Raw genomic sequence first — 26,065 nt, forward strand, 5'->3', positions numbered from 1 at the left:
GAGCAGCCGGTCACCCGAGCACGGTGACGGTGACCGAGTGCCACCCGGACGCGCCGTCCGGGACGGGGTCGACCCGCTCGGCGGTCTGCGTCTCACCGGTGCCGTCGGTGGCCCGCACGCGCAGCGCGTGGCTGCCCGGGGTGGCGTCCCACTCCAGCCGCCACTGACGCCAGGAGTCGACGTCGTGCTGCTCGGCCAGCTGAGCGGCCACCCACGGCCCGTCGTCCACGCTGACCTCAACCCGCTCGATGCCGCGGGTCTGGGCCCAGGCGACGCCGGCGACCACCACCGGCCCGGGCTCCAGCCTCGCGGACGGCCGCGGGACGTCGATCCGCGAGGCGGTCTTGACCGGCGCCCTCTCGGCCCAGCCACGGTCGGTCCAGTAGGCGGTGGCGTCCTGGAACCTGGTGACCTCGAGGTCGACGACCCACTTCGTCGCCGAGACGTAGCCGTACAGGCCGGGCACCACCATCCGCACCGGGTAGCCGTGCTCGAGCGGCAACGGCTCACCGTTCATCCCGACGGCCAGCAGGGCCTGCGGGCTGCTCATCAGCACGTCGAGCGGCGTCGAGGCGGTGAACCCGTCCACGCTTCTCGACAGCACCATGTCGGCGCCCTGGTCGGGCCGGGCCCGGTGCAGCAGCTCGCGGACCGGCAGCCCCAGCCAGCGGGCGTTGCCGGCCAGGTCCCCGCCGACCGGGTTGGAGACACAGGTGAGGGTGATCCACTCCTCGACGAGGTCGGAGGCCACCAGGTCGTCGAAGGAGATCTCGACCTCCCGCTCGACGAGGCCGTGCACCCGGAGCCGCCAGTCACGCGGGTCGACGTGCGGCACCGCCAGCGCGGTGTCGATCCGGAAGAACTCGGCGTTCGGCGTCTGCCACGGCGTGATACCGGCCACGTCCAGGGTCACCGCGCCCGTCGGGGTGGGCGCCGCCCGCGCCGGCGGCGGCAGGTCCAGCGCCGCGCGGGTGGCGCTGACGTCGCGTGCGGAGCGTCCCACCAGGCGCCCGACGACCCCGCCCGTGGCCGCGGCCAGCACCGTGACCCCGACCGCGGTGAGGAAGGAACGACGGGCCGCGGCCGGCGTCGTCCGGCTCTGGGCGTCGCGGCGGCAGTCGGCCCCCGTGGCCAGCCGGTCGACGAGGCGCACCAGGACGACGGCACCGACGGCGACACCGGCCAGGCTCGGCAGCGCGTCGAGCGTCCCGGCCGCGGGGCGGGTCGTCGCCGCGACGACGGCCACGACGCCCAGCAGCGCGACGACGGCCACCCCCGCGTACCGCCGGCGCAGTGCCACCACCCCGGCCAGGGCGGCCAGCGCCGCCACGACGACCCCCATGCCGACGAACAGCGCGACCTTGTCGTTCGTGCCGAAGGCGGAGATGGCGACGTCCTTGAGCCACGAGGGCGTCACGTCCACGAACGCGTCCCCGACGACCAGCAGCGGCGCGGTGGTCGGCGAGATCACCGCCGCCAGCACCTCGGCGACGCCGAGCGCGAGCCCACCGGACGCCAGGCCGGCGGCGGCGGCGAGCGGCCACGGAGCGGTGGCTCTCATGTCGATGACGCGCCCCCGGGCCGCTCGGGGGCTGCTCCTCTCCTCAGACGACCACGCCGAGGGCTCGCGCCACGTGTGGCGCGAGCGCCCGGAACGCCTGCCCGCGGTGGCTGATCGCGTTCTTCTCCGCCGGGTCCAGCTCGGCGCAGGTCCGCCGGTACCCCAGCGGAGTCAGCACGGGGTCGTAGCCGAAACCGCCGTCCCCGCGCGGCGCGCGCTCGAGGGTCCCGACCAGCCGGCCGTGCTCGACGTGCTCCTCGCCCTGCGGGGTGACGAGCGCGGCGGCGCAGACGAACGCGGCACCGCGGTGGACGTCGGGGACGTCGGAAAGCTGGGCGAGCAGCAGCCGCAGGTTGGCCTCGTCGTCCCCGTGCCGGCCCGCCCACCGGGCCGAGAACACCCCGGGAGCCCCGCCGAGGACGTCGACGGTGAGGCCGGAGTCGTCGGCGACGGCCGGCAGCCCGGTCCGCTCGGCGACGAACCGCGCCTTGAGCAGCGCGTTCTCGGCGAACGTCACACCGGACTCGACGACGTCCGGCAGGTCGTACGCGTCCACCCCCACGACGTCCCGCTCGACGTCCAGGCCGGGAACGTGCCGGCCGAGCGCCTCGGTGAGGATGGCCCGCAGCTCGACGATCTTGCCCGGGTTGCGAGTGGCCAGGACGAGCCGGGGCATCAGCCCTCCAGGGCCTGGAGCTGGCGGCGGGTCAGGTCCGCGCACCCGGCGGTGCCCAGGTCGAGCAGGGCGTCGAGCTCGCGCCGGTCGAACGGCGCTCGCTCGGCGGTGCCCTGCACCTCCACGAACAGCCCGCGGCCGGTGACGACGAGGTTCATGTCGGTCTCGGCGCGCACGTCCTCGCGGTAGTCGAGGTCCAGGACGGGTGTCCCGTCGACGATCCCGACGCTCACCGCGGCGACGGAGTCGACGAGCGGGTCGGCGGGTAGCACGCCCTTCTCGCGGGCCCAGGTGCAGGCGTCGGCCAGGGCCACGTAGGCGCCGGTGATGGCGGCGGTGCGGGTGCCGCCGTCGGCCTGCAGGACGTCGCAGTCGAGCACGACCGTGTTCTCACCCAGGCGGGTCGTGTCGACGACGGCGCGCAGCGAGCGGCCCACGAGGCGGGAGATCTCGTGCGTCCGGCCGCCGATGCGGCCCTTGACCGACTCGCGGTCGCTGCGGGTGCTGGTGGCCCGCGGGAGCATCGCGTACTCGGCGGTGACCCAGCCCTTGCCGGAGCCCTTCAGCCAGCGCGGGACGCCCTCGGTGAACGACGCCGCGCACAGCACCCGGGTGGCGCCGAACTCGACCAGGACGCTGCCCTCGGCGTGGTCCAGCCACTTGCGGGTGATCCGTACCTCGCGCAGCTGGTCCGGCTCTCGGCCGTCGTGTCGGGTCATGAACCCCGAGCGTAACGGCCCACCCCGCGGGCGATCTCTGGAGGCTTTCCGGGGTCTCGGAGGCCTCGGAGACCCCGGAAGGCCTCCAGAGATCGAGGTCGGACGACGCGGGGGCGGGTCAGACGTCGAGGACGGCGCCGGGGTGGGCGAGCTCGAGCGGGCCGTCGTAGACCGCGCGGGCGTCGGCGAGGGCCCGGGCGGGGTCGTTCCAGGCCGGCAGGTGGGTGAGCACGAGGCGACGCGCGCCGGTGCGGGCGGCGACCTGGCCGGCACGCCGCCCGGTGAGGTGGATGCCGCGGACGCCGTCGTCACGGCCCTCCTCGAACGCGGCCTCGGCGAGCAGCAGGTCGGCGCCGGAGGCCAGGACGTCGAGACCGGGGCAGTCGTCAGTGTCTCCGGTGTAGGCGAGCACTCGGGTGCCGCCGTCCGGGCCGGGGCCCTCGACGCGCAGCCCGTACGCCTCGACCGGGTGACGGACCGGGTACGGCGTGACCGTCAGCGGGCCGACCCGGACCGGCGTCCCCGCGGTCCACTCCCGGACGGCGAGCTGGCGGCCCATCCCGGATCCCTCGGGCCGGCCGTACGCCTCGGCGATCCGCTGCGCGGTGCCGGTCGGCCCGTGGACCGGCACCTGCACCGAGCCGCCGCGCTCAGGGTCGTAGCGCAGCGCCACGTACAGACCGCACAGGTCGGCGAAGTGGTCGGGGTGCAGGTGGCTGATGAGGACCGCGTCGAGCTCGGTGAGCCGGGTGTAGCGCTGCAGCGGGCCCAGCGACCCGTTGCCGAGGTCGAGGACGACCCGCCAGGTGCGCCCGGCCGTGTCGTCGGCCTCGACCAGGTAGCAGGATGCGGGCGAGTCGGGGCCGGGGAACGAGCCCGAGCAGCCGACAACCGTCAGCCTCATACGGGCACCGCGACCAGTTCCGCGGCCGGGACGTCCAGCCCGAGGAACCGGCGGGCCAGGGCGGTGAACGCCTCCGGCTCGCCGGTGGTGAGGAAGCGGTGCTCCGGAGCGGGCAGGCCCTGCGCCCGGGTGAGGCCCTCGCGCACCAGCACCCGGTACACCTCCTGCGCGGTCTCCTCCGCGCTGCTCACCAGGGTGACGTCCGGGCCCATCACGTAGGACAGGACGCCGGTCAGCAGCGGGTAGTGGGTGCAGCCCAGGACGAGCGTGTCGACGGCTGCGGCCTGTACCGGCGCCAGGTACTCGCGGGCCACGTCGAGCACCTCCGGACCGGTGGTCGTGCCGGCCTCGACGAGCTCGACGAACCGCGGGCAGGCCTGGGTCACCACGTCGACGTGGGGCGCGGCGGCGAACGCGTCCTCGTAGGCGCCGGAGGTCACCGTCGCGGTCGTCGCGATGACGCCGACCCGACCGCTGCGGGTGGAGGACACCGCACGACGCACCGCCGGGCGGATCACCTCGACGACCGGCACCGGGTACCGCTCACGGGCGTCGTGGAGCACCGCCGCGCTGGCCGAGTTGCAGGCGATGACGAGCAGCTTGACCCCCCGCTCGACGAGCTCGTCGAGGCACTCCAGGGCGAACCTGCGGACCTCGGCGATCGGTCGCGGCCCGTAGGGCTGGCGGGCGGTGTCCCCGAGGTACAGGACGGGCTCGTGCGGCAGCTGGTCGATGACGGCCCGGGCGACCGTCAGGCCCCCGAAGCCGGAGTCGAAGATGCCGATGGGTGCGTCCGCCACGCAGGGCAGGGTAAGCGCTGCGCCGGGTCCGCCCCGCCCTCGCCGGCTGTCGGCTTCGTCACCGCCGCGGCTCACTCACCGCCGCGGCTCACTCACCGTCGCGGCTCACTCACCGTCGCTCAGGGCCCCGACGAGTGTCTCCTGCATCCAGGTGAGGAAGTCGTAGACCGCGGCCAGCCACACCCGCGGGTCGTCGGGGTCGGCGTCGGCGACGACGGCGGGCAGGCGCGCGGCGTCCTCGTCGGTGCGCAGCCCGAGCCGCTCGGCCAGCACCAGCCGGACGTCGGTGAGGGCGGTGAGCCAGGCCGCCGCCTCGGCGTCGCTGAGCCGCAGCGTGCGGCCGGACCGCTCGAGCGTGCCGCGCGCCGTCCGCAGCGCCTCCTGCTTGCGGGCCCGCAGGCCGCGCTCGGTGTACCGGCGGAACTCCGCCGCCTGCTCGGCGTCCTCGCGGGAGGCGTCGGGCAGCAGCCGGCGCAGCGCCGGGTCCGCCGGCGGCGTGGCGTCCTCGCTGATCCCGACGAGCTCGGCGAGCGGGTCGTCGTCGGCCGTCCGGCCGTCGTCCAGCATGTCGTGGACGTCGTCAAGCAGGCGGCCCACGAGGTCGCGCTCGGCGCGCTCGAGGCGGCCCTCGACCCCGTGCCGGGTGCGGCGGAACCGGCCCGCCATCAGGCGGGGGACCTGTCCTGGGAGTACGTGGCCCACAGGCCGAAGCCGTGCATGGCCTCGGTGTCCCGTTCCATCTCCTCGCGAGTGCCGGTGGACACGACGGCGCGGCCCTTCTCGTGGACGTCGAGCATCAGCCGTTCCGCGGTGGCCCGGTCGTAGCCGAAGTACGTCTGGAACACGTAGGTCACGTAGCTCATGAGGTTGACCGGGTCGTTCCAGACGATGGTGACCCACGGGACGTCGGGTGAGACGGTCTCCTGCGAGCGCGGCTCGTCGAGCTCGACGGGCGCGACTCCCAGGACGACGGGGCCGCTCCTCGCGGTGCACGCTGCGCCGGTCACGCCCACGACAATAGATTGGCGTCGTGACGACGGACCACAGCAGCGCCCTGCTGACCGACCGCTACGAGCTGACGATGGTGCAGGCGGCGCTGGAGGCGGGGACCGCCGAGCGGCACTGCGTGTTCGAGACCTTCGCCCGGCGCCTGCCGGACACCCGCCGGTACGGTGTCGTCGCGGGGACCGGCCGGCTGCTCGACCTGCTGGAGGACTTCCGGTTCGGCGACGACGAGCTCGAGGCCCTGCGGGCGCAGGGGGTCGTGGACGAACGCACCTGCCGCTGGCTGCGCGACTTCCGGTTCACCGGGGACGTCGACGGCTACCGGGAGGGCGACGTCTACTACCCCGGCTCACCTGTGCTGACCGTCAGCGGGACGTTCGCCGAGTGCGCGCTGCTCGAGACGCTCGTGCTGTCGGTGCTCAACCACGACAGCGCCGTCGCCGCCGCAGCCGCCCGGATGGTCGTGGCCGCCGGCGACCGCCCGGTCATCGAGATGGGGTCGCGGCGCACCCACGAGGAGTCCGCGATCGCCGCCGCCCGGGCCGCCTACCTGGCCGGGTTCGCCTCGACGTCCAACCTCGCCGCCGGGGCCCGCTACGGCGTCCCCACCGCCGGGACGGTCGCGCACTCCTTCATCCTGCTGCACGACTCCGAGACCGACGCGTTCCGTGCCGCGGTCCGGGCCCAGGGCACGCAGACCACCCTGCTGGTGGACACCTACGACATCCGCGAGGGCATCCGGCGCGCCGTCGAGGTGGCTGGTCCCGACCTCGGGGCCATCCGCATCGACTCCGGCGACCTCGCCGTCGTCGCCCACCAGGCCCGGGCCCAGCTCGACGAGCTCGGCGCGCACCGGACCCGCATCGTCGTGTCCGGCGACCTCGACGAGTACGCGATCGCCGCGCTGGCCGCCGCGCCCGTGGACGCCTACGGCGCGGGCACGTCGGTGGTCACCGGGTCCGGCGTGCCGACGGCCGGGATGGTCTACAAGCTCGTCGAGGTCGACGGCCGGCCCGTGGCGAAACGGTCGTTGAGCAAGGCGACCCAGGGCGGGCGCAAGGTCGCCGTGCGCCGCCACCGTCCCAGCGGCACCTCCACCGAGGAGGTGCTGCGCTCCCAGGCCCGTCCGGAGCGGCGTCCCGGTGACCGGGACCTGCAGGTACCCCTGGTGCGCAAGGGCGAACGGGTCGACGACGGGCACGACCTGCGGGCCGCCCGGGAGTTTCACCGCACCGCCCGGGTAGCACTCCCGTGGGACGGGATCAAGCTGTCCCGCGGGGAGCCGGCGATCCCGACGACGCTGATCCCGGCCCCGCCGCAGCAAGGAAGTCCCGAGCAGCAAGGAAGTCCCCAGCAGTGAGGAAGTCCCGAGGAGTGAGGAGCAGACCGTGACCGCTCAGAGCGCAGGCACCGCCGGGCTGTACGGGCCCGGGACGGCGCTCGTCGTCGTCGACGTGCAGGTCGACTTCGCCGACCCCAGCGGGAGCCTGTACGTCCCCGGCGGCGGGGACGTCGTCCCGGTGGTCAACGAGCACGTCGCCGCCGCGCGCGCGGCCGGCTCCCCCGTCGTCTACACCCAGGACTGGCACCCGCCGCACACACCGCACTTCGCCACCGACGGCGGCGTGTGGCCGGTGCACTGCGTGCGGGACACCCCCGGGGCCGAGCTGCACCCCGACCTGGACGTCGCCGGCCCGGTCGTGCGCAAGGGCACCGGTGGCGAGGACGGGTACTCGGCGTTCTCGGTGCGCGACCCGGTCTCGGGCGAGACGTCCGCGACCCGGCTCGGGTCCATCCTGGCCGAGCAGGACGTGCGACGGATCGTCGTCGTCGGGCTGGCCGGGGACGTCTGCGTCAAGGAGACCGTGCTCGACGGTCGCCGGCTCGGCTACGACGTCGTCGTGCCGCTGGAGGGCACCCGGTTCGTCGAGGTGTCGCCCGGCGACGGCGAGCGCGCCGTCCAGGAGATGCGCGCCGCTGGGGCTGACGTTCGTGGTGCGGCGGCGCTCTAGCGTTCCGCCGCACCACCGTTCTGGCCGGAGGCGGCCGGCGGGAGCGTGTGCTCCCACCGGCCGCCTCGTGCGTCCGACGACCGCGTCAGACGCGACCGCGTCGTCCGGTGAAGGAGAGGATCAGCCCGACGACGAGGACGGCGACGCCGAGCCAGATGAGGATCTCGCCGACGCCGGCGAAGCCGATGACGGCCAGGACGACCCCGACGATGATGAGCAGCAGCCAGAGCGACACGGTTACCTCCCGGACAGTTGGACAGCCCCGTACGCCGGCGAGCGTCCCACCTGCTCCGGGCCTGCGCACCTTGACCGTGGACGACCGTCGCTCAGCCCTGCGGACCTCGGCCCGACCAGGACCAGGCGTAGGCGCCGTCGTCGACGGCGACGCCGCCCTCGCCGAGCTCCAGGGGCTTGAACGTGTCGACCATGACGGCGAGCTCGTCGAAGTCCTCCTTGCCGAGCGCCTTCTCCACCGCACCGGGCTGCGGGCCGTGGCTGTGACCGCCCGGGTGCAGCGAGATCGAGCCCTGGCCGATACCGGACCCCTTACGGGCCTCGTAGTCGCCGCCGCAGTAGAACATCACCTCGTCGCTGTCGACGTTCGAGTGGTAGTAGGGCACCGGGACCGCCAGCGGGTGGTAGTCCACCTTGCGGGGCACGAAGTTGCACACGACGAAGTTCCCGCCCTCGAACACCTGGTGCACCGGCGGCGGCTGGTGGACCCGGCCCGTGATCGGCTCGTAGTCCTCGACGTTGAACGTGTACGGGTACAGGCAGCCGTCCCAGCCGACGACGTCGAACGGGTGCTCCGGGTGGACCACGACGCTGCCGACCACGCCGGAGGGGCCGTTGCCGCGGTGCTTGGTCCACACCTCGACGTCGGTGCCCTCGACGAGCAGCGGCTCGCTCGGCGCGGTGAGGTCCCGCTCGCAGTACGGGGCGTGCTCGAGGAACTGCCCGTACCTCGACAGGTACCGCTTGGGCGGGGTGATGTGGCTGTTCGCCTCGATCGCGTACAGCCGCAGCGGGTCCCCGCCGGTAGGCACCCACCGGTGCACGGTGGCGCGCGGCAGGACGACGTAGTCACCCTGGCGGGCCTCGAGGACGCCGAACATCGTCTCCACCGTCGCGGAGCCGGACTCGACGTAGACGCACTCGTCACCGATCGCGTTGCGGTACAACGGACTGGCCTCGCGGGCGACGACGTAGGAGATCCGCACGTCGCTGTTGCCCAGCACGAGCCGCCGGCCACGGACGGCGTCCACGCCCTCACCGGGCTTCTCGCCGGGGAACAGCTCGTGCAGCCGCAGGTGCCGCGGCTTGAGCGGGTGGTTGGGGGTGGTCGTCAGGTCCGGTAGGTCCCAGACGCGGGCGTCGACCATCGCCGAGGGGATACCGCGGTGGTAGAGCAGGGAGGAGTCGCTGGAGAAGCCCTCCTCCCCCATGAGCTCCTCGGAGTACAGGCCCCCGTCCGGACGACGGAACTGGGTGTGCCGCTTGTGCGGCACCTCCCCCACCCGCTGGTAGTGCGCCACGGCGTTCCTCCCTCACCACGCGCGTCCGCTCAGCGGACGTCCATGTATCTGTGGAGATACAGTGCGCTAGGCTCAGCGGACATGTCAACGGCCACCGCCGCACCGCCGCGCGCCCTGTTCCGGGGTCTCGTCGACGACGCCGCCGTGTTCCCGCCGGGCTCCGCGCCGATGCCGGAGGCGGTCCCGGCGCACCTGCGCCACCGGGCCGCCTGGTACGCCGACGTCGTCGGCCCGTTCCTCGTCCCGGCCACCGGCGTCGACGCCTTCCAGACCGCCGCCGGGCTGGCGACGCGAACACCGATCCGGGTCGGGGTGATCGCTGACCCCACCTCGGCGGACCCGCTGGCCGGGGCCCTGGACGCCGTCCGGCGCCTGGCGGACGGCGGACGGGCCGAGCCCGTCGCCGTCGAGGTCCCGCTCCCCCGGGGCACCCACCAGGGCGAGGCCGCCGCCGGGCTGCTCGCCCGGCTGGGCGAGACGCTGCCCAGCGGCGTGCGCGCCTGGGTCGAGGTCCAGCGCGAGGACGGCTGGCGGGAGGCGCTGCGCCGCATTGCGGACTCCGGCGCGCAGGTCGGCGGCAAGCTGCGCACCGGCGGCACCAGCGCGCAGGCGTTCCCCTCCGCCGCCGAGCTCGCCGCCTTCGTGCACGAGGCGGTGGCGGTGGGCGTCCCGGTGAAGCTCACCGCCGGCCTGCACACGGCGCTGCGGGGTCCGGACCCGACGGGGGCCCACCACCACGGCGTCCTCAACGTCATCTGCGCCGTGCACGCCGCGACCGGCGGGGCGACGGCGGAGGACCTCGTGGACCTGCTGGAGCAGACCGAGGCCGGCCCGCTCGTCGCCGCCGTCCGCGCGATGGGCCCGGGCGGGGTCGCCGCCGTCCGCGCGACCTTCGCGTCCTTCGGCTGCTGCGGGGTGACCGACCCGGTCGGCGACCTCGTCGGCCTCGGACTCCTCCAGGAGGTACCCGCGTGAGCGTGACGACCTGGGCCCCGGTCCCGCACGGTTCGCCGTTCGGCGTCCAGACCCTGCCCTACGGGGTGTTCTCCGTCTGGGGCGGGCCGCGGCGGACCGGCGTGCGGATCGGGGACCACGTCCTCGACCTGGCGGCTGTGGCCGGGACGCCGGCCGGCGACGGACTGCCCGCGGACGTCGGCGCGGCGCTGGCGGGGCCGTCGCTGGACGCGCTGCTCGCCCAGGGCCGGGACGGCTGGGCGGCGGCACGCCGCTGGGTCACCGACGTGCTCACCGACCCCGGCGCGCAGACCTGGGCCTCCGAGCACCTGCGCCCGCTGACCGACGTCCGGCTGCACCTGCCGTTCACCGTCGCCGACTACGTCGACTTCTACTCCAGCGAGCACCACGCGGCGAACGTCGGACGGCTGTTCCGGCCGGACGCCGAGCCGCTGCTGCCGAACTGGAAGCGGCTGCCCGTGGGGTACCACGGTCGGGCCGGGACGGTGGTCGTCTCCGGCACGGACGTCGTCCGCCCGTGCGGGCAGGTCAAGCCCGCCGACGCCCCCGAGCCGCAGTTCGGGCCGTCCCGCCGGCTGGACATCGAGGCCGAGGTCGGGTTCGTCGTCGGCACCCCCTCGCCGCTCGGCGAGCCGGTGCCCGCGTCCGCGCTGCCCGACCACGTCTTCGGTGTCGTCCTCGTCAACGACTGGAGCGCCCGCGACATCCAGGCCTGGGAGTACGTGCCGCTCGGGCCGTTCCTCGGCAAGTCGTTCGCGACGTCCGTCTCGGCGTGGGTCACCCCGCTGGAGGCGTTGGAGGCGGCGCGGGTGCCGCCGCCTCCTCGGACGCACGAGCTGCTGCCCTACCTGCGCGACGACCCGGACCAGCCGTGGGGCCTGGACCTGGATCTCGAGGTGGTGTGGAACGGCACCGTCGTCGCCCGCCCGCCGTTCGCGTCGATGTACTGGACGGCGGCGCAGCAGCTGGCCCACCTGACCGTCAACGGCGCGACCCTGCGGACCGGGGACCTGTTCGCCTCCGGCACCGTGTCGGGGCCCCAGCGGGACCAGCGTGGCTCGTTCCTCGAGCTCAGCTGGGGCGGTCAGGACCCGGTGCGCCTGGCCGACGGGTCGCTGCGGACGTTTCTCGAGGACGGCGACGAGGTCGTCATCACCGCGACCGCCCCCGGTCCCGAGGGCACCCGGGTCGGCCTCGGCGAGGTCCGCGGCCGCATCCTCCCGCCCCGCTGCTGAAGCGCCCCTGCTGCTGAACCACCCCCGCTGCTCGGCGGCTCAGAAGTGAGGTCCTAGGTCCCACCCCTCGCCCGGTGACCGGCTCCTACCCTGCAGGAAGGTAATCCTTTCCTCACAGGAGGGTGGCATGGCCGCTCAGGCGGGACCCCGCACACTCGCCGACCTGCCCCCGGGCTGTCTCGGGTGCATCGCCGAGATCGACGCCTCGCTGTCACCCGCGCAGGCGCAGCGCCTACGCGCCCTCGGCTTCCGCCCCGGCGCCGTCGTCGAGCGGTCTCGGACGGCGCCCCTGGGCGACCCCACCGTGTACCGGGTGTGCGACTACGACGTCTGCCTGCGGTCGGCGCAGGCGCGCGCCATCGTCCTCGCCGCATGAGCCACTGCGCCCCGGCCAGCCACGCCCCGGCCAGCGACGCCCCGGCCAGTGACGTCGTCCCGACGGGCACGAGGCACCTCGACATCGCGCTGGTGGGCAGTCCCAACGCCGGCAAGACGAGCGTCTTCAACCGGCTCACCGGCCTGCGGGCGCGCACCGGCAACTACCCGGGGGTGACGGTCACCCGCACGGTGGGCACGGCCCGCACCGCCGGCGGCGACGTCGTCACCATCGAGGACCTCCCGGGCACCTACAGCCTCACCCCGGTCAGCCCCGACGAGCAGGTCGTCGTCGACGTCGTCACCGGGCGAGTCCCGGGCACCCGTCCCCCCGACGCCTTCCTCGTCCTCCTGGACGCCACGACGCTGCGCCGGTCGCTGCCGTTGGTGGCCCAGACGATGGCGCTCGGACGCCCGGTCGCCGTCGTGCTGACGATGCTCGACGAGATGGCCGCCCGCGGCGGCCGCCTGGACGTCGGCGGGCTGGCCGCCGCCCTCGGCGTCCCGGTGGTACCCGTGCAGGGTCACCGCGGCCGTGGCACCGGGGCCGTGCGCGAGCTCCTCGACGACCCGGCCGCCTGGCCGCAGCCGCCCGTGCTGCCACCCGAGGACGACGACGAGGCGGCGGCCTGGGCGGCGTCCGTGCTGGCGGCGGCGTCGTGGTCCGCGCCGCGGCGTCACGCCCCCAGCGCCACGGTGGACAGGGTGCTGCTGCACCCGGTCTGGGGCGTGCTCGTCTTCGCCGTCGTCGTCTTCACCATCTTCCAGGTCATCTTCACGGTCGCGGCCCCGCTGCAGGGTGCGGTCGAGGCGGCGTTCGGCTGGCTCGGTGACCGGGTCGCCGCAGCGGTCTCGCCGCCGCTGCTGGCCGACTTCCTCGGCACGGCGGTCATCGGCGGCGTCGGCGCCGTCCTCGTGTTCCTGCCGCAGATCGCGCTGCTGTTCCTCGTCCTGTCCCTGCTCGAGACGGTCGGCTACATGTCGCGGGCCGCGTTCCTCATGGACCGGGTGATGGCGGTCTCCGGGCTGGACGGACGCTCGTTCGTCGCGATGCTGTCGGGGTTCGCCTGCGCGGTGCCCGGGATCATGGCGACCCGCACGATCCCGTCGTCCCGGGACCGCCTGGCGACCATCCTCGCGCTGCCGCTGATGACGTGCTCGGCCCGGCTGCCGGTCTACGTCGTGCTCATCGGCCTGCTCGTCGACCCGGGCACCCGCTGGGGACCGGTGTCCGCCCAGGGGCTGACGCTGTTCCTGCTGTACCTGCTCGGCGGCCTGGCGTCGATGGTCGCGGCCGGGGTGCTCAAGGCCACCGCGCTGCGCAGCGACGGGCTGCCGTTCTACATGGAGATGCCGCCCTACCGGCTGCCCACCGCCCGCACCGTCGCCCTGACCATGTGGGAGTCCGTCCGCGGCTTCCTCCGCAAGGCCGGCACGGTCATCCTCACCGCCTCGGTGATCCTGTGGGCGCTGATGAGCTTCCCCGCCCGGGACACCGCCGGGATGGACCCGGTCGCCGCCGACGCCTACGTGCTCGAGCACAGCTACGCCGCCACGGTGGGCAAGGCGATCGAGCCGGTGTTCGCCCCGCTCGGCTTCGACTGGCGCATCGACGTCGGGCTGGTGGGGTCGCTGGCCGCCCGCGAGGTGTTCGTCTCCACGATGGGTCAGGTCGTGGCCGCCGACCCCGGCGACCCCGCGGACGCGTTGGCGTCCCTCGTCCACGACGACGGGCCCCGCGCCGGCGAACCGGTGTTCGACGCACCGACCGTGGTGGCGTTGCTCATCTGGTTCGTGTTCGCCCTGCAGTGCATGTCCACCCTCGCCGTCATGCGCCGCGAGACCGGCTCCTGGAGGTGGCCCGCCGTGGCGTTCGGCTACCTGTTCGCCCTCGGCTGGACCCTCGCCCTCGCCGGCAGGTGGATCACGATCGCGGTGACGGGATGATCCCGCTGCACCCCGTGGCCACCACGGACCCGGCCACGCTGACGTGGGTGACGCCGGCGGCGGCCCGGCTCCGGCGGGGCGTCGTCCGGCGGGCTCCGGCGGCGCTGCAGACCCTGCTGGAGGACGGCACGCTGTCCCGCGCCGAGGTCGTCGGCGAGGGTGTGCGGACGACGCTGGCCACCGGCAGCTGGCGTGAGGCGGGCCCCCGGGTCCGGACGGCGCTGCACGCCTGCCTGGCCGCGGACGGCTGGGAGACGGACGACGGCACGCCGGCCGGCGAGGGACCGGAGGTGGCAGTCGGGCCCGGGCCGGACGCCGAGCTGCTCCGGACCGCGACCGAGGTGCTGGCCGGCGAGGTGGCCCCGTACGCGGCGACGCACGGCGGCGCCATCGACATCGTCGGCGTCCGCGACGGCGTCGTCGAGGTGACCCTGCGCGGGGCCTGCTCCGGCTGCCCCGCCGCGGCCGTGACCCTGCACGCCCGGTTCGAGGGGCTGCTGCGACGGCGGTGGCCGGCGCTGGTCGCCGTGCGGCAGGTCAGCCCGCGACGTCCAGGGCGAGGATGTCCTCGATCGTCTCGCGCCGCACGATGACCCGCGCCTCGCCGTCCCGGACGGCGACGACGGGCGGGCGCGGGACGTGGTTGTACTGGCTGGCGAGGCTGCGGCTGTAGGCGCCGGTCGCGGGGACGGCGAGCAGGTCGCCGCGCCGGACGTCGCCGGGCAGGTACTCGTCCTTGACGACGATGTCCCCGCTCTCGCAGTGCTTGCCGACCACCCGGGAGAGCACCGGCGGCGCGGTCGAGGCCCGGGAGGCCAGCGAGCACGAGTAGTCCGCGTCGTACAGGGCGGTGCGGACGTTGTCGCTCATCCCGCCGTCGACGGCGACGTACCGGCGCCGCAGCCCGCCGTCGAGCTCGAGGTCCTTGACCGTGCCGACCCGGTAGAGCGTGAACGTGCTCGGCCCGGCGATCGCCCGGCCCGGCTCGACCGAGACCCGGGGCACGGCGACGCCGAGGGCCCGGCACTCGGCGAGGACGACCCGGGCCATCCCGGCGGCGATCTCCTCGACCGGCTGGGGGTCGTGCTGGGAGGTGTACCGGATCCCGAACCCCCCGCCGAGGTCCAGCTCGGGCAGCTCGACGCCGTGGCGGCGGGCGATGTCGGCGTGCAGCCGCAGCACCCGCTGGGCGGCGACCTCGAACCCGGCGGTGTCGAAGATCTGCGACCCGATGTGGCTGTGCAGGCCGCGCAGCTCGAGCTGGGGGCGGGCCAGGGCGTCCGCGACGACCGCCGGGGCGTCGTCCATCGGGACGCCGAACTTCTGGTCCTCGTGCGCGGTAGCGATGTAGGAGTGGGTGTGGGCCTCGACCCCGACGGTGACCCGGACGAGCACCGGCACCGGCCGGGTGAGCCCGAGCCGGTCGGCGGCGTCGGCGACCCGGCCGACCTCCTCGGCGGAGTCCAGCACGAGGCGGCCGATCCCGGCGCGCAGCGCGGTCTCGATCTCCTCGTCGGACTTGTTGTTGCCGTGCAGCCCGATCCGCTGCGGCGGCACGCCGGCGCGCAGCGCGACCGCGAGCTCGCCCCCGGTGGAGGCGTCCAGGTGCAGGCCCTCCTCGGCCACCCAGCGGGCGATCGCCGTGCACAGGAACGCCTTGCCCGCGTAGTAGACGTCCGCTCCCCCGGCGGGCTCGGCGAACGCCTCGGTGAACGCGGCGCGGAACGCCCGGGCGCGGGCACGCAGGTCCTCCTCGTCGACGACGTAGGCCGGGGTGCCGAACCGCTCGGCGAGCTCGTGGACGTCGACGCCGGCGACGACGAGCGAGCCGCCGTCCGAGCGGCGCACGCCCGCCGACCACAGCCCCGGCAGCAGGGCGTTGACGTCGTGGGGCACCGGCAGCCAGGCCGGCCCGCCGTAGCCCTCGGCGTGCAGGGCGCCGGCCTCGTGGGCGCGCACGGCTACATCCGCTCCGGCGCGCCGACCCCGAGCAGGCGCAGGCCGTTGGCGAGGACCGTCCGGGTGGCCTCGTTCAGCCAGAGCCGGGTGCGGTGCACGTCGGTGACCTCCTCGTCGCCCATCGGGGTGACCCGCCTCTCGTCGTACCACTTGTGGTAGGCGGAGGCGAGCTGCTCGAGGTGCCGGGCGACCCGGTGCGGCTCGCGCAGCTCGGCCGCCTGGGCGACGACCCGCGGGAACTCCCCGAGCCGGGCGAGCAGCTCGGTCTCGGTCTCGTGGTCGAGCAGTCCGGGGTCGAAGCCGTCCTCGGTCCGCACGCCCAGGTCGCGGGCGTTGCGGCCGACGCCCGCGGTGCGGGCGTGGGCGTACTGGACGTAGAACACCGGGTTGTCGTTGCTGCGCCGCACGAGCAGGTCGAGGTCGACGTCGATGGGCGAGTCCACCGAGGAGCGGGTCAGGGCGTACCGGGCGGCGTCCACGCCGACGACGTCGACGAGGTCCTCCATGGTGACGACGGTGCCGGCCCGCTTGCTCATCCGCACCGGGACGCCGCCGGAGACGAGGTTGACCATCTGGCCGATGAGCACCTCGACGACGTCCGGGTCGTCGCCGAACGCAGCGGCGGCGGCCTTGAGCCGGGCGACGTAGCCGTGGTGGTCGGCGCCCAGCATGTAGATGCACAGGTCGAAGCCGCGGCGCCGCTTGTCGCGCAGGTAGGCCAGGTCCGCCGCGATGTACGCCGGGGAGCCGTCCGACTTGATCACGACCCGGTCCTTGTCGTCGCCGAAGTCGGTGGAGCGCAGCCACCACGCGCCGTCGGCGTAGTAGAGGTTGCCGCTCGCCTTGAGCTCCTCGACGACCGCCTCGACCTGGCCGGAGGAGTGCAGGTCGTCCTCGTGGAAGAACACGTCGAACTGGACGCCGAAGTCGCGCAGCGACGTCTTGATCTCCTCGAACATCAGCTCGACGCCGTGGGCCCGGAAGTACTCCTGGGCCTCGTCGTCCGGCAGGGTCGTGGGGTCGCTCGGCGCGGCCTGCACGACGCGGCGGGCGATGTCGTCGATGTAGGCGCCGCCGTAGCCGTCCTCGGGGACGGCCTGGCCGCGGGCCCGGGCGAGCAGGGAGCGCGCGAACCGGTCGATCTGCGCGCCGTGGTCGTTGAAGTAGTACTCGCGGGTGACGTCGGCACCGGAGGCCTGCAGGATGCGCGCCAGGGAGTCCCCGACCGCGGCCCAGCGGGTACCGCCGAGGTGGATCGGTCCGGTCGGGTTGGCCGAGACGAACTCGAGGTTCACCACCCGGCCGGCCATCGCGTCGTTGCGCCCGTAGGCCTCCCCCGCCTCGACGACGGTGCGGGCCAGCTCCCCGGCGGCCGCGGCGTCCAGGACGATGTTGAGGAACCCCGGCCCGGCGACGTCCACGCTCTTGACACCCGGCACCTCCGCCAGCCGGGCCGCGATCACTTCGGCCAGCTGCCGCGGGGGGATCCCGGCCCGCTTGCCGAGCTGCATCGCGACGTTCGTGGCCCAGTCGCCGTGCTCCCGGTTGCGGGGCCGCTCCACCCGGACGTCGTCCGGCACGTCGACGGTGAGGTCGCCGGCGGCGACCGCGTCGAGCAGGCACTGGCGGACGGCGCGGGCGAGGGCCTCGGGAGTCACCGGTCCAGGGTAGTGGCGGGCACGACGACGGCCGGTGCCGGCAGGTCGTCCTCGACCGCCCGCGGCCGGCTGATCACCCAGCCGGCGAGGACCTGGACGACGAGCGTGGCGGCGAGGAAGCCGAACGCCGCCCCCCAGCCGCCGGTGGCGTCCCGCAGCCAGCCGACGACGAACGGCCCGGCCCCGGCGACGGTGTAGCCGACACCCTGGGCGAACCCGGACAACGCGGCGGAGCCCTGCGTCGTCCGCGAGCGCAGGTTGACCATCGCCAGCGCCATCGGGAAGGCACCGGGGCCGGCCCCGGCGGCGACGACCCACAGCCAGGTGAGGTCGGCGGGGCGCAGCAGCAGCCCGAGGTAGCCGACGGCGTAGGCAAGGAGGAAGGTGAGCACCAGCCAGAAGGGGTTGCGCATCCGGAAGGTCAGCCACGGCACGAGCAGCGACATCGGCATCCCGACGGCGGCGAACAGGGCGAGCATCGTCCCGCCCTCGGCGGCGGTGAGTCCCGCGTCGAGCAGCAGCGTCGGCAGCCAGGCGAACATCGCGTACGTGTTGAGGGAGGTCATCCCCAGCAGACCGGCCAGTCCCCAGGCGACCGGGCTGCGCAGCAGCGCGCCGGCCGGCACGTGCGGGGCCGCGGGCAGGCCCGCGGTGTCGCGCCGGGCGCGGTGCGCGGTGACCAGCCAGGGCACGGCCGCCGCGAGGGACAGCAGCGACCAGGTCGCCACCGAGGCCCGCCAGCCCGCCAGGTCGGCGACCGGGACGGCGAGCAGCGGCGGCAGCGCCGTGCCGGCGGCGAGCAGCATGGCGTACAGGCCGGTGACGGCGCCGACGCGGTCGGGGAAGTAGCGCTTCACCAGCGGCGGCAGGACGACGTTGCCGACGCCCATCCCGCCGAGCGCCAGCAGCGACCGCGCGAGAAAGCTCACCGTGCCGGGGGCGACGGCCCGCAGCAGCAGACCTGCGGTGGTGAGCAGCATGGCGGCCCACGCGGTCCGCTCCAGTCCCCAGCGCCGGGCCAGCGCGGGGGCCGCGGCGCCGAACGCGGCGAACGCGACCGTCGGGACGGTGCCGAGCAGGCCGGCGGCCGTGGCGGACATGCCCAAGTCGGCGCGCACGTCGGCGAGCAGCGGGGAGACCGCGGTGACGGCCGGACGCAGGTTCAGCGCCACGAGCACCACGCCGAGGGCGACGGTGACCCGTCCCCCACGGGTGCCCCTGCTCTGGGACGATCGGCGCGGGCACACGACGGGGATGGTAGAGGTGAAACATAGGATGACTCGATGACGCGTCACGATGCGGACGCCGACGCCGCTCCGGTGCATGCCCGGCGGGCCAGCCGGATCGACCAGGTGATCGAGGTGCTCCGGGAGGAGCTCGGGTCGGGACGGTGGCCGGTGGGCAGCCGGATCCCGACCGAGCCCGAGCTGGCCGAGCTGACCGGCACCGGCCGCAACACCGTGCGCGAGGCGGTGCAGGCGCTCGTGCACGCGGGACTGCTCGAACGCCGCCAGGGCTCGGGCACGTACGTGGTCGCCGACAGCGAGCTCGCCGTGGCGGTGGGCCGCCGGGTGGCCGAGGCGCGCAACCGGGACGTCCTGGAGGTCCGCCGCACCCTGGAGGTGGGCGCGGCGCGGCTGGCCGCCACCCGTCGCACCGCCGCGGACGTCGCCGAGCTGCGTGAGCTGCTCGCCCGCCGGACGGCGGCGCGGACGGCCGGTGACCTGGACGACGTTGCCGCCGCCGACCTCGCGCTGCACCGGGCGATCGCCCGGGCGTCCCGGAACCCGGTGCTCAGCGAGCTCTACGACCACCTCATCGACGCGATCGCCGAGAACGTCCGGGTCAACATCGGCGTGCGGCTACGGACCGCCGACAACGACCACGCCGACCTCGTCGCAGCGATCGTCGACGGCGACCCGCAGCGCGCCGCCCTGGAGGCGGCGCGGTTCATCGACGAGCTCCTCGGCGAGGGGTGCTGACCGGCGCGCGAGCGCCACGAGAGCCGCCGAGAGCCTCCGGCCGCTTGCTCGCGTCAGGCCGACGACGCCTGGGCGAGGGTGTCGCTCCAGCGCCGGTTCCAGCGATCGATCGCGAGGAACACCGGCTCGAGGTCGCGGCCCATGTCGGTCAGCTCGTAGCGCGGGCAGCCGTCCTGGAGCCGGTGGCTGATGACGCCGGCCCGGCACAGCTCCTCGAGCCGCTGGGTGAGCAGTCGCGACGACAGGTGAGGTACCGCGTCGAGGAGGTCGGTGAACCGGACGGGCCCCTCGAACATGCGTCGCAGGATCGAGGCCGTCCACCGGCGTCCGAGGAACTCGATCGACTCCTGGAACCTCGGGCAGTGCGCGGCGTCCAACAACTCTCTCCTCACCACCCTCCAAGCATTGCATCGGCCCGGCGACCCCGCTACCTTACCCAAGGTAGTTACCAAAGATAGCAACGATGGGAGTCGAGATGGAATGGGTCGTGCTCGTAGGCCGGGTGCTGTTCGTCCTGCTGTTCTTCGGTAGCGGACTGGGGCACCTCACCCAGACCCAGGCGATGGCCGGGTACGCCGGCAGTAAGGGCGTGCCGGCGCCCCGCGCGTCGGTGCTCGGCAGCGGTGTGCTCATCGTGGTGGGCGGGCTCATGGTGCTGCTCGGCATCTGGGCCGACCTCGGCGCGCTCCTGCTGGTGGTCTTCCTGCTCCCGACGGCGTTCCTCATGCACAACTTCTGGAGCGTCACCGACCCGCAGGGCCGGCAGATGGAGCAGACCCAGTTCCTCAAGGACCTGTCCCTGGCCGGCGCCGCGCTGGCGCTGTTCGCCTTCTTCGCCACCACCCCGGACCTCGGGCTGACGATCACCGGCCCACTGCTGGACGGCTGGTTCGAGTGACGCTGCCCACCCCACTGCCGCCGCGGCCGGGGCCGCGCCCGCGCACCACGCCGTCCAACCCCCACACCCAGCTGGACCAGCAGCCGACGGACCCCAGCATCCGCGAGCAGCTGGCGGCCCGCCTGTTCGCCCTGCCGGGCGTCGTGGAGCGCCCGAGTGCGATCTCGGTGCCGGGTGCGCGGGCGCTGACGCTCCCGTCCGGTGGGCCGTCCCGGCTGTTCATCGTGGGCACCGAGTTCGCGCACCTGCACCCGGCGCCGGACTTCAGCGTGCACACCGTGCTGCCGCGAGAACTGGTGGCAGAGGCGATCGACGCGGGCTGGGCAGAGCGGCACCCGCTGGCGGGTCGCGGTCCGATCCCGGACGCCATCGTCATGCTCTACGCACCGCGCGACGAGACCGAGCTGGACGTCGTGGCCGGGCTGGTGACCGCTGCCCACGACCTCTTCGTCCCGGCCTGAGCGCGTCCCGGCCCGGAACGGGCCAAACAAGATCACCCGGTGCCCCCGGCAGGATTCGAACCTGCGCTCCCGCCTCCGGAGGGCGGTGCTCTATCCCCTGAGCTACGGGGGCCGGTCGTGCTCGGTGAGCCTATCAGTCGGCGGCTGACTGCCCGGCCACGTACTCCCAGTGCCACGGCTCGTACGGGCCGGCACCGCCGCGGCGGGCCCAGTCCGGGTTGTCCCACCCGAACGCCGGGGCGTTCTCCCGCAGCCACCGGTACCGGTGGTCAGCCACCTGGACGCCGCCCGCGAGGTCGACGGCCAGGCCCCAGCCGTGCTCGCTGGTCCCCGGGACGGCGGCCAGCCGGGGCTTGCGCGCGCGGACGGCGACCTGCGAGCGGTAGCTGCGGTAGGAGTCGGTGATGACGAGGTCCTCGCCGAAGTGGTCCTGGTAGGCGAACCGCAGCTTGGCCAGCGCCACGGCAGCGTCCGCGCGCAGCAGGTGGCCGGTGCCCCACAGCTCGCACAGGTCCCTCACCCGCAGGCGGCCGTTGGCGGCACCGACGTCGATGTTCGCGACGTCGCAGTCACCGACGGCCTCCTGCAGACGGGCCTGCTCCAGCGCGACCCGCTCACGCTCCCGGCTGGCCCGCTCGGCGCGCTCACGAGCGGCAGCCAGCTCCTCCGCAGTGGGCACCTCGGCGGTGTCCACCGCGAGCACCTCCGGGACGGCGACCACGTCGGTGACGCTGGGTAGCACCCGGAACGCCGTCCGAGCCGCCGCCGCGGGGGCGGCGGCCGCCGCCGTCGAGGTGGCGGCGTCCCCGTCGGTCGTGGGCAGGACGTCACCGGCCAGCGGAGCGACGATGGTGGCCAGGCCCAGGACGCCGACGACCCCGACCTGAGGCAGCCGGCCGACGACGAGGGCGCGGCGGCGGCGGCGGATCTCCAGCTCACGCAGCTGGCGCCGGGTCAGCGCGACGGCGGGACGGGAGGCCCGGTGCGCGGCCCGGTGCGCGGCCCGGCCCGCGGCCCGCCCAGCGACGTGCTCAGGAGCACGGTGGGCCGCTCGGCCAGCGGCACGGCCAGTCGCACGGCCAGAAGCCCGTCCAGAGGCGCGCTCTGCGGCCCGCAGCTCGCGGCGGCTCGGGAACTCTCCCGACGGCGTGGGGTTTGCGAGGACACGGGAGGGGGCACTACCGGGGAGACGCTCGGGCGTACGCCGCAGCGGGGTTCCGCTGGCACGGTGCGATGCCACGGGTGAGTACCTCCGCGGGAGACGACGGCAGACAACGGGCAGGGCAGGCAGTACAGCAGACCCGCACGGCCGACCCGAGACCGGCCGCGACCCACGGAGGGTGGACGGGTCACGGGACTATAACGGGACCGGCGGGTAGCGACGCAACCCTGGGTGAGCGGAGTCACCGGTTCAGTGGCGTCCTGCGGGTGACGTCTCGGATCTCCCCGACCAGCTCTTCGAGCACGTCCTCGAGGAACAGCACCCCCACCACGCGGCCCGAGTCGTCGAGCACCCGCGCCAGGTGGGACCCGCTGCGCTGCATGCTCGCCAGCGCGTCCTCGATCTCGTCGTCGTAGCGCACCGACACCAGCGACCGGACTCGCTTGTCGGGCACCGGCTCGTCGTGGGCGTCGTCCTCGGCGTACAGGACGTCCTTGAGGTGCAGGTACCCGACGAGGTCGCCGTCACCCGCCACGACCGGGAACCGGCTGAACCCGGTCCGCCCGACCAGCCGCTCGACGTCCGACGGGGTGCTGCCGAGCGGCAGGGTGACGAGGTCCTCCACCGGCACCATGACGTCGGTCGCCACGAGCTCGCTGAACTCGATCGCGCCGGTGAGCAGGCCGTGCTCGTCCTCCAGCAGCCCCTCGCGGGTGGACTCGGTGACGATGGAGTGCACCTCCTCGGCCGTGTACGCGGACACCACCTCGTCCCTGGGCTCGACGCCGACGAGCCGCAGGGCGAGGTTGGCGGCCGCGTTGAGCAGCCGGATCAGCGGGGAGACCACCCGGGCGACGAGCACGAGCGGCGGCGCGAGCAGGAGCGCGGCCCGCTCCGGGCCGGCGATGGCGATGTTCTTGGGGACCATCTCGCCCAGGACGACGTGCAGGTAGACGACGACGGCGAGGGCGAGCGCGAAGGCGGCCGGGTGGACCAGGTCCTCCGGCACGCCCAGCCACGCGAAGACCGGCTCGATGAGGTGCGCGAGCGCCGGCTCGGCGACCGCGCCGAGCCCGAGCGAGGCGACCGTGATGCCGAGCTGGGCGCACGCGAGCATGAGCGACACGTGCTCCATCGCCCACAGCGTCGTGCGGGCGGCCCGGCTGCCCGCCTCGGCACGCGGCTCGATCTGGCTGCGCCGCGCGGAGATGACGGCGAACTCGCCGCCGACGAAGAAGGCGTTGGCGGCCAGCAGCGCGACCCCGAGCAGGAGGGCGGCCCCGTCACTCACGACGCCACCTCCGCCCGCGCCGACGGGATGAACCGCAGCCGGTCGATCCGGCGTCCGTCGAGCCGCTCCACCCGGAGCACGCCGCCGGGGACGACGACCTCGTCGCCGACCCGGGCGAGCCGGCCGAGCCGGGCCACGACGAACCCGCCGACAGTCTCGTAGGAGGGTCCCTCGGGGATGTCCGCCCCGAGCCGGTCACGGACCTCGTCGGGACGCAGCAGCGCCGGCACCACCCAGGACCCGTCCCGCAGCCGGCGGGCCCCGGCCCGGGCCCGGTCGTGCTCGTCGGCCACCTCACCGACGAGCTCCTCGATGAGGTCCTCCAGGGTGACGATGCCGGCGGTCCCGCCGTACTCGTCGGTGACGACGGCCATCTGCAGTCCCTGCTCGCGCAGCTGGACGAGCAGCGGGTCGAGCCGGACGGTCTCGGGCACCCGCAGGGCCTCGGTCATCAGCGCGGCCGCGGGCACCTCCTCACGCTTGTGGTGGGGGACGGCGATGGCCTTCTTGACGTGCACGACCCCGGCGATGTCGTCGAGGTCGGTGTCGACCACCGGGAACCGGGAGTACCCCGTCGCACGGGCCAGCCGGACGACGTCCGCGGCGGTGTCCTCCCGACGGACGCTGACCATCCGCACCCGGTGGGTCATGACGTCGGCAGCGGTGCGCGTGCTGAAGCCCAGGGATCGGGCCAGCAGCGTCGCGGTGCCCTCGTCGAGGGTGCCGGCCTCGGCGGAGCGGCGGACGAGCGAGGCGAGCTCCTCGGGGGACCTGCTGGAGGACAGCTCCTCGCGCGGCTCGACACCGACGGCGAGCAGGACCCGGTTCGCCGAGCCGTTGAGGACCCGGATGAGCGGCCCCGTGACGAAGGTGAACGCCCGCTGCAGCGGGACCGCCCAGCGGGCGGTTGCCATCGGCACGGCAAGCGCCAGGTTCTTCGGGATGAGCTCGCCGACGAGCATCGAGGCCACGGTGGCGAGCAGCATTCCCAGGCCGACCGACGTCCCGCCGACCGCTGCCTCGGGCAGGCCGGCCGCCGTCAGCGGGCCGCGCAGCAACCGGGACAGCGACGGCTCGACGAGGTAGCCGACCAGCAGCGTGGTCAGGGTGATGCCGACCTGGGCCCCGCTCAGCTGGGTGGACAGCGTCCGCAGTCCGGCGAGCACGCCGGCGGCGCCGGGCTCACCGGCGTCCCGGGCGTGCTCGACCGCGGGGCGGTCCAGGGTGACCAGGGAGAACTCGGCGGCGACGAAGACCCCGGTGCCCAAGGTGAGCAGCACACCGAGGCCGAGGAGCAGCCACTCGGTCAGCACGGGGGTCCGCCGGGCGCGGACACCGATGAGGACCGGGCCGCAGATGAAGGATGATCGTCCATCGCGGAACCCATGCTAGCCGTGCGGGCACCGCCGCGGAGGTCACCAGCCGGTGGGCAGGGGCCGGCCCTCGTCGTAGCCGGCGGCGGACTGCACGCCCAGGACGGCCCGCTCGTGCAGCTCGGCCAGCGTCGAGGCGCCGGCGTAGGTGCAGGCGCTGCGCAGCCCCGAGGTGATGTGGTCGAGCAGGTCCTCGACCCCGGGACGCTGCGGGTCGAGCAGCATCCGGGAGGCGGAGATGCCCTCCTCGAACAGCGCCTTGCGGGCCCGCTCGAAGGCCGAGTCCCGGCGGGTCCGGGCGGCCACGGCCCGCGCCGAGGCCATCCCGAAGGACTCCTTGTACGGCCGGCCGGCCTCGTCGGTCATCAGGTCACCGGGGCTCTCGAGGGTGCCGGCGAACCACGACCCCACCATCACCTGGGAGGCGCCGGCGGCCAGGGCGAGGGCGACGTCCCGCGGGTGGCGCACGCCCCCGTCGGCCCACACGGCGGCACCGGCCTCGCGGGCCGCGGCCGCGCACTCGATCACCGCCGACAGCTGCGGCCGGCCCACGGCCGTCATCATCCGGGTCGTGCACATGGCGCCGGGGCCGACACCGACCTTCACGACGTCCGCCCCGGCCTCGACGAGGTCACGCACCCCGTCGGCGGTGACGACGTTGCCGGCCACGACGGGCACGGCCGGGTCCAGGGCCCGCACGGTGCGCAGCGCGGCCAGCATCCGCTCCTGGTGGCCGTGCGCGGTGTCGACGACGAGGACGTCGGCCCCGGCGGCGAGCACGGCCTCGGCGGTCGCCGCGACGTCGCCGTTGATGCCGATCGCCGCCCCGACCCGCAGCCGACCCGCCGCGTCGGTGGCCGGGGTGTAGAGCCGGGAGCGCAGCGCGCCGCGCCGGGTCAGCAGGCCGGCGAGGCGGCCCCTGTCATCGACGACGGGGGCCAGGTGCAGCCGGGCGCCGTCGAGGACGTCGAAGGCACGCTCCAGGCCGCCGTCGGCGAGCACGTCGGCGGCCTCGAGGGTGAACGGTCCGGCCGACATCACCTGGTGCACCTGGGTGAACCGGTCCACGCCGGCGCAGTCCGCCTCGGTGACGACGCCGACGGGCCGCTCGGCGTCGTCGAGGACGACCGCGGCGCCGTGCGCCCGCTTGGGCACGAGGTGCAGGACGTCGGTGACGGTGTCCGTGGGGCGCACGGTCACCGGGGTCTCCAGCACCGGGTGGCGCGACTTGACCCAGCGCACGACGTCGGCGACGACGTCGAGCGGGATGTCCTGCGGCAGCACGGCGAGGGCGCCGCGCCGGGCGACGGTCTCGGCCATCCGCCGGCCGCTCACCGCGGTCATGTTGGCGACGACGACCGGGACGGTGGCGCCGGTGCCGTCGGTGGGGGTCAGGTCGACGTCCAGCCGCGAGGCGACGGCGGACCGGCTCGGGACGAGGAAGGCGTCCGCGTAGGTGAGGTCGGTGGGCGGACGGCCGTCGAGGAAGCGCACGACACACCATGGTGGCACCCGGCCGTGACCTGCGGCGCGTCGT

The 26,065-nt window shown here is 74.6% G+C and carries 27 protein-coding genes and 1 tRNA gene; 10 read left to right on the top strand and 18 right to left on the bottom strand.

Annotated features, from left to right (window positions below; genetic code table 11):
- Positions 1-10: 10 nt before the first annotated feature.
- The 7 genes from ACFP6A_RS12505 to clpS form a co-directional block, all read right to left on the bottom strand.
- Entirely contained in the window at positions 11-1,561 is a 1,551-nt protein-coding gene (locus ACFP6A_RS12505) for a molybdopterin-dependent oxidoreductase (RefSeq protein ID WP_379604011.1), read from the bottom strand.
- Between the two features lie 43 nt (positions 1,562-1,604).
- Complete coding sequence (gene rdgB, locus ACFP6A_RS12510; RefSeq protein WP_379604013.1) at positions 1,605-2,237, bottom strand: RdgB/HAM1 family non-canonical purine NTP pyrophosphatase; 633 nt, start codon at positions 2,235-2,237, stop codon at positions 1,605-1,607.
- On the bottom strand, positions 2,237-2,956 hold the full coding sequence (gene rph / locus ACFP6A_RS12515) for a ribonuclease PH (protein ID WP_379604015.1): 720 nt from the start codon (positions 2,954-2,956) through the stop codon (positions 2,237-2,239). The genes rdgB and rph overlap by 1 nt, the downstream gene beginning before the upstream one ends.
- Positions 2,957-3,074: 118 nt before the next feature.
- Positions 3,075-3,860 carry an MBL fold metallo-hydrolase gene (locus ACFP6A_RS12520; RefSeq protein WP_379604017.1) on the bottom strand — a complete coding sequence of 262 codons (786 nt, stop codon included), beginning with the start codon at positions 3,858-3,860 and terminating at the stop codon, positions 3,075-3,077.
- Complete coding sequence (gene murI, locus ACFP6A_RS12525; protein WP_379604019.1) at positions 3,857-4,660, bottom strand: glutamate racemase; 804 nt, start codon at positions 4,658-4,660, stop codon at positions 3,857-3,859. The genes ACFP6A_RS12520 and murI overlap by 4 nt, the downstream gene beginning before the upstream one ends.
- Positions 4,661-4,765: 105 nt before the next feature.
- The gene (locus tag ACFP6A_RS12530) at positions 4,766-5,326 is read right to left on the bottom strand and encodes a DUF2017 domain-containing protein (protein WP_379604021.1); all 561 of its coding nucleotides are present in this window, start codon (positions 5,324-5,326) and stop codon (positions 4,766-4,768) included.
- Entirely contained in the window at positions 5,326-5,625 is a 300-nt protein-coding gene (gene clpS / locus ACFP6A_RS12535; protein ID WP_379604224.1) for an ATP-dependent Clp protease adapter ClpS, read from the bottom strand. The genes ACFP6A_RS12530 and clpS overlap by 1 nt, the downstream gene beginning before the upstream one ends.
- A 116-nt stretch (positions 5,626-5,741) precedes the next feature.
- On the opposite strand from clpS, the gene ACFP6A_RS12540 reads away from it, so the two are divergent.
- Together ACFP6A_RS12540 and ACFP6A_RS12545 are read left to right on the top strand one after the other, a co-directional pair.
- Positions 5,742-7,025 (top strand): nicotinate phosphoribosyltransferase, encoded by a 1,284-nt coding sequence (locus tag ACFP6A_RS12540; RefSeq protein ID WP_379604226.1) that lies wholly within the window; start codon positions 5,742-5,744, stop codon positions 7,023-7,025.
- 28 nt (positions 7,026-7,053) lie between these two features.
- Complete coding sequence (locus ACFP6A_RS12545; RefSeq protein ID WP_379604023.1) at positions 7,054-7,677, top strand: isochorismatase family protein; 624 nt, start codon at positions 7,054-7,056, stop codon at positions 7,675-7,677.
- Positions 7,678-7,762: 85 nt separating this feature from the next.
- Here ACFP6A_RS12545 and ACFP6A_RS12550 read toward each other — a convergent pair whose 3' ends face one another.
- Both ACFP6A_RS12550 and ACFP6A_RS12555 read right to left on the bottom strand, forming a co-directional pair.
- Positions 7,763-7,912 (bottom strand): hypothetical protein, encoded by a 150-nt coding sequence (locus ACFP6A_RS12550; protein ID WP_379604025.1) that lies wholly within the window; start codon positions 7,910-7,912, stop codon positions 7,763-7,765.
- Positions 7,913-8,003: 91 nt separating this feature from the next.
- Complete coding sequence (locus ACFP6A_RS12555) at positions 8,004-9,212, bottom strand: homogentisate 1,2-dioxygenase (RefSeq protein WP_379604027.1); 1,209 nt, start codon at positions 9,210-9,212, stop codon at positions 8,004-8,006.
- An 81-nt stretch (positions 9,213-9,293) separates the two neighbouring features.
- Here ACFP6A_RS12555 and ACFP6A_RS12560 point away from each other — a divergent pair, with 81 nt between their 5' ends.
- The 5 genes from ACFP6A_RS12560 (at position 9,294) to ACFP6A_RS12580 (ending at position 14,337) form a co-directional block, all read left to right on the top strand.
- Positions 9,294-10,187, top strand: coding sequence for a hypothetical protein (locus ACFP6A_RS12560; RefSeq protein WP_379604028.1), 894 nt, complete (start codon positions 9,294-9,296; stop codon positions 10,185-10,187).
- Positions 10,184-11,422 (top strand): fumarylacetoacetase, encoded by a 1,239-nt coding sequence (gene fahA, locus ACFP6A_RS12565; RefSeq protein WP_379604030.1) that lies wholly within the window; start codon positions 10,184-10,186, stop codon positions 11,420-11,422. The genes ACFP6A_RS12560 and fahA overlap by 4 nt, the downstream gene beginning before the upstream one ends.
- 127 nt (positions 11,423-11,549) lie before the next feature.
- Entirely contained in the window at positions 11,550-11,798 is a 249-nt protein-coding gene (locus tag ACFP6A_RS12570; protein WP_379604032.1) for a ferrous iron transport protein A, read from the top strand.
- Positions 11,795-13,744, top strand: a complete 1,950-nt coding sequence (locus tag ACFP6A_RS12575; protein WP_379604034.1) for a ferrous iron transporter B — start codon at positions 11,795-11,797, stop codon at positions 13,742-13,744. Before ACFP6A_RS12570 ends, ACFP6A_RS12575 begins: the two co-directional genes overlap by 4 nt.
- Complete coding sequence (locus ACFP6A_RS12580; protein WP_379604036.1) at positions 13,741-14,337, top strand: NifU family protein; 597 nt, start codon at positions 13,741-13,743, stop codon at positions 14,335-14,337. The genes ACFP6A_RS12575 and ACFP6A_RS12580 overlap by 4 nt, the downstream gene beginning before the upstream one ends.
- Here the strand turns inward: ACFP6A_RS12580 and lysA are convergent.
- The 3 genes from lysA to ACFP6A_RS12595 are packed head-to-tail and all read right to left on the bottom strand — an operon-like array spanning position 14,282 to position 18,608.
- Positions 14,282-15,703: a diaminopimelate decarboxylase gene (gene lysA / locus ACFP6A_RS12585; protein WP_379604038.1), complete on the bottom strand. Its 1,422-nt coding sequence runs from the start codon at positions 15,701-15,703 to the stop codon at positions 14,282-14,284. The genes ACFP6A_RS12580 and lysA overlap by 56 nt on opposite strands.
- A gap of 2 nt (positions 15,704-15,705) precedes the next feature.
- Positions 15,706-17,361: an arginine--tRNA ligase gene (gene argS / locus ACFP6A_RS12590; RefSeq protein ID WP_379604040.1), complete on the bottom strand. Its 1,656-nt coding sequence runs from the start codon at positions 17,359-17,361 to the stop codon at positions 15,706-15,708.
- Positions 17,358-18,608 (bottom strand): CynX/NimT family MFS transporter, encoded by a 1,251-nt coding sequence (locus tag ACFP6A_RS12595; protein WP_379604042.1) that lies wholly within the window; start codon positions 18,606-18,608, stop codon positions 17,358-17,360. The genes argS and ACFP6A_RS12595 overlap by 4 nt, the downstream gene beginning before the upstream one ends.
- A gap of 36 nt (positions 18,609-18,644) precedes the next feature.
- On the opposite strand from ACFP6A_RS12595, the gene ACFP6A_RS12600 reads away from it, so the two are divergent.
- Positions 18,645-19,343, top strand: coding sequence for a FadR/GntR family transcriptional regulator (locus ACFP6A_RS12600; RefSeq protein ID WP_379604044.1), 699 nt, complete (start codon positions 18,645-18,647; stop codon positions 19,341-19,343).
- Positions 19,344-19,396: 53 nt separating this feature from the next.
- Here the strand turns inward: ACFP6A_RS12600 and ACFP6A_RS12605 are convergent, their stop codons facing one another.
- Positions 19,397-19,720, bottom strand: a complete 324-nt coding sequence (locus ACFP6A_RS12605; RefSeq protein ID WP_379604046.1) for a winged helix-turn-helix transcriptional regulator — start codon at positions 19,718-19,720, stop codon at positions 19,397-19,399.
- Positions 19,721-19,818: 98 nt separating this feature from the next.
- On the opposite strand from ACFP6A_RS12605, the gene ACFP6A_RS12610 reads away from it, so the two are divergent.
- Positions 19,819-20,241 carry a DoxX family protein gene (locus tag ACFP6A_RS12610; protein WP_379604048.1) on the top strand — a complete coding sequence of 141 codons (423 nt, stop codon included), beginning with the start codon at positions 19,819-19,821 and terminating at the stop codon, positions 20,239-20,241.
- Positions 20,238-20,702 (top strand): luciferase family protein, encoded by a 465-nt coding sequence (locus ACFP6A_RS12615; protein ID WP_379604050.1) that lies wholly within the window; start codon positions 20,238-20,240, stop codon positions 20,700-20,702. The genes ACFP6A_RS12610 and ACFP6A_RS12615 overlap by 4 nt, the downstream gene beginning before the upstream one ends.
- Before the next feature lie 40 nt (positions 20,703-20,742).
- On the opposite strand, the gene ACFP6A_RS12620 is transcribed toward ACFP6A_RS12615, so the two are convergent.
- The 5 genes from ACFP6A_RS12620 to ACFP6A_RS12640 all read right to left on the bottom strand — a co-directional run bounded on the left by ACFP6A_RS12620 (position 20,743) and on the right by ACFP6A_RS12640 (position 26,022).
- Positions 20,743-20,814: transfer RNA gene (locus tag ACFP6A_RS12620), tRNA-Arg, on the bottom strand.
- 21 nt (positions 20,815-20,835) lie between these two features.
- Entirely contained in the window at positions 20,836-21,942 is a 1,107-nt protein-coding gene (locus ACFP6A_RS12625; RefSeq protein ID WP_379604052.1) for a D-alanyl-D-alanine carboxypeptidase family protein, read from the bottom strand.
- A gap of 163 nt (positions 21,943-22,105) precedes the next feature.
- The gene (locus tag ACFP6A_RS12630) at positions 22,106-23,155 is read right to left on the bottom strand and encodes a hemolysin family protein (RefSeq protein ID WP_379604053.1); all 1,050 of its coding nucleotides are present in this window, start codon (positions 23,153-23,155) and stop codon (positions 22,106-22,108) included.
- Positions 23,152-24,465: a hemolysin family protein gene (locus ACFP6A_RS12635; protein WP_379604228.1), complete on the bottom strand. Its 1,314-nt coding sequence runs from the start codon at positions 24,463-24,465 to the stop codon at positions 23,152-23,154. The genes ACFP6A_RS12630 and ACFP6A_RS12635 overlap by 4 nt, the downstream gene beginning before the upstream one ends.
- A gap of 105 nt (positions 24,466-24,570) precedes the next feature.
- Entirely contained in the window at positions 24,571-26,022 is a 1,452-nt protein-coding gene (locus ACFP6A_RS12640; protein WP_379604055.1) for a GuaB1 family IMP dehydrogenase-related protein, read from the bottom strand.
- Positions 26,023-26,065: the final 43 nt, after the last annotated feature.

The organism is Quadrisphaera sp. GCM10027208 (assembly GCF_042658805.1).
In the GTDB taxonomy this organism is placed as follows: Bacteria; Actinomycetota; Actinomycetes; order Actinomycetales; family SCSIO-59966; genus SCSIO-59966.

Coding starts and splice junctions, on each gene's coding strand:
- ACFP6A_RS12505 (WP_379604011.1), bottom strand. CDS start 1,561: ATGAGAGCCACCGCTCCGTGGCCGCTCGCCGCCGCCGCCGGCCTGGCG.
- rdgB (WP_379604013.1), bottom strand. CDS start 2,237: ATGCCCCGGCTCGTCCTGGCCACTCGCAACCCGGGCAAGATCGTCGAG.
- rph (WP_379604015.1), bottom strand. CDS start 2,956: ATGACCCGACACGACGGCCGAGAGCCGGACCAGCTGCGCGAGGTACGG.
- ACFP6A_RS12520 (WP_379604017.1), bottom strand. CDS start 3,860: ATGAGGCTGACGGTTGTCGGCTGCTCGGGCTCGTTCCCCGGCCCCGAC.
- ACFP6A_RS12530 (WP_379604021.1), bottom strand. CDS start 5,326: ATGGCGGGCCGGTTCCGCCGCACCCGGCACGGGGTCGAGGGCCGCCTC.
- ACFP6A_RS12540 (WP_379604226.1), top strand. CDS start 5,742: ATGGTGCAGGCGGCGCTGGAGGCGGGGACCGCCGAGCGGCACTGCGTG.
- ACFP6A_RS12560 (WP_379604028.1), top strand. CDS start 9,294: ATGTCAACGGCCACCGCCGCACCGCCGCGCGCCCTGTTCCGGGGTCTC.
- ACFP6A_RS12570 (WP_379604032.1), top strand. CDS start 11,550: ATGGCCGCTCAGGCGGGACCCCGCACACTCGCCGACCTGCCCCCGGGC.
- ACFP6A_RS12575 (WP_379604034.1), top strand. CDS start 11,795: ATGAGCCACTGCGCCCCGGCCAGCCACGCCCCGGCCAGCGACGCCCCG.
- ACFP6A_RS12580 (WP_379604036.1), top strand. CDS start 13,741: ATGATCCCGCTGCACCCCGTGGCCACCACGGACCCGGCCACGCTGACG.
- ACFP6A_RS12600 (WP_379604044.1), top strand. CDS start 18,645: ATGACGCGTCACGATGCGGACGCCGACGCCGCTCCGGTGCATGCCCGG.
- ACFP6A_RS12610 (WP_379604048.1), top strand. CDS start 19,819: ATGGAATGGGTCGTGCTCGTAGGCCGGGTGCTGTTCGTCCTGCTGTTC.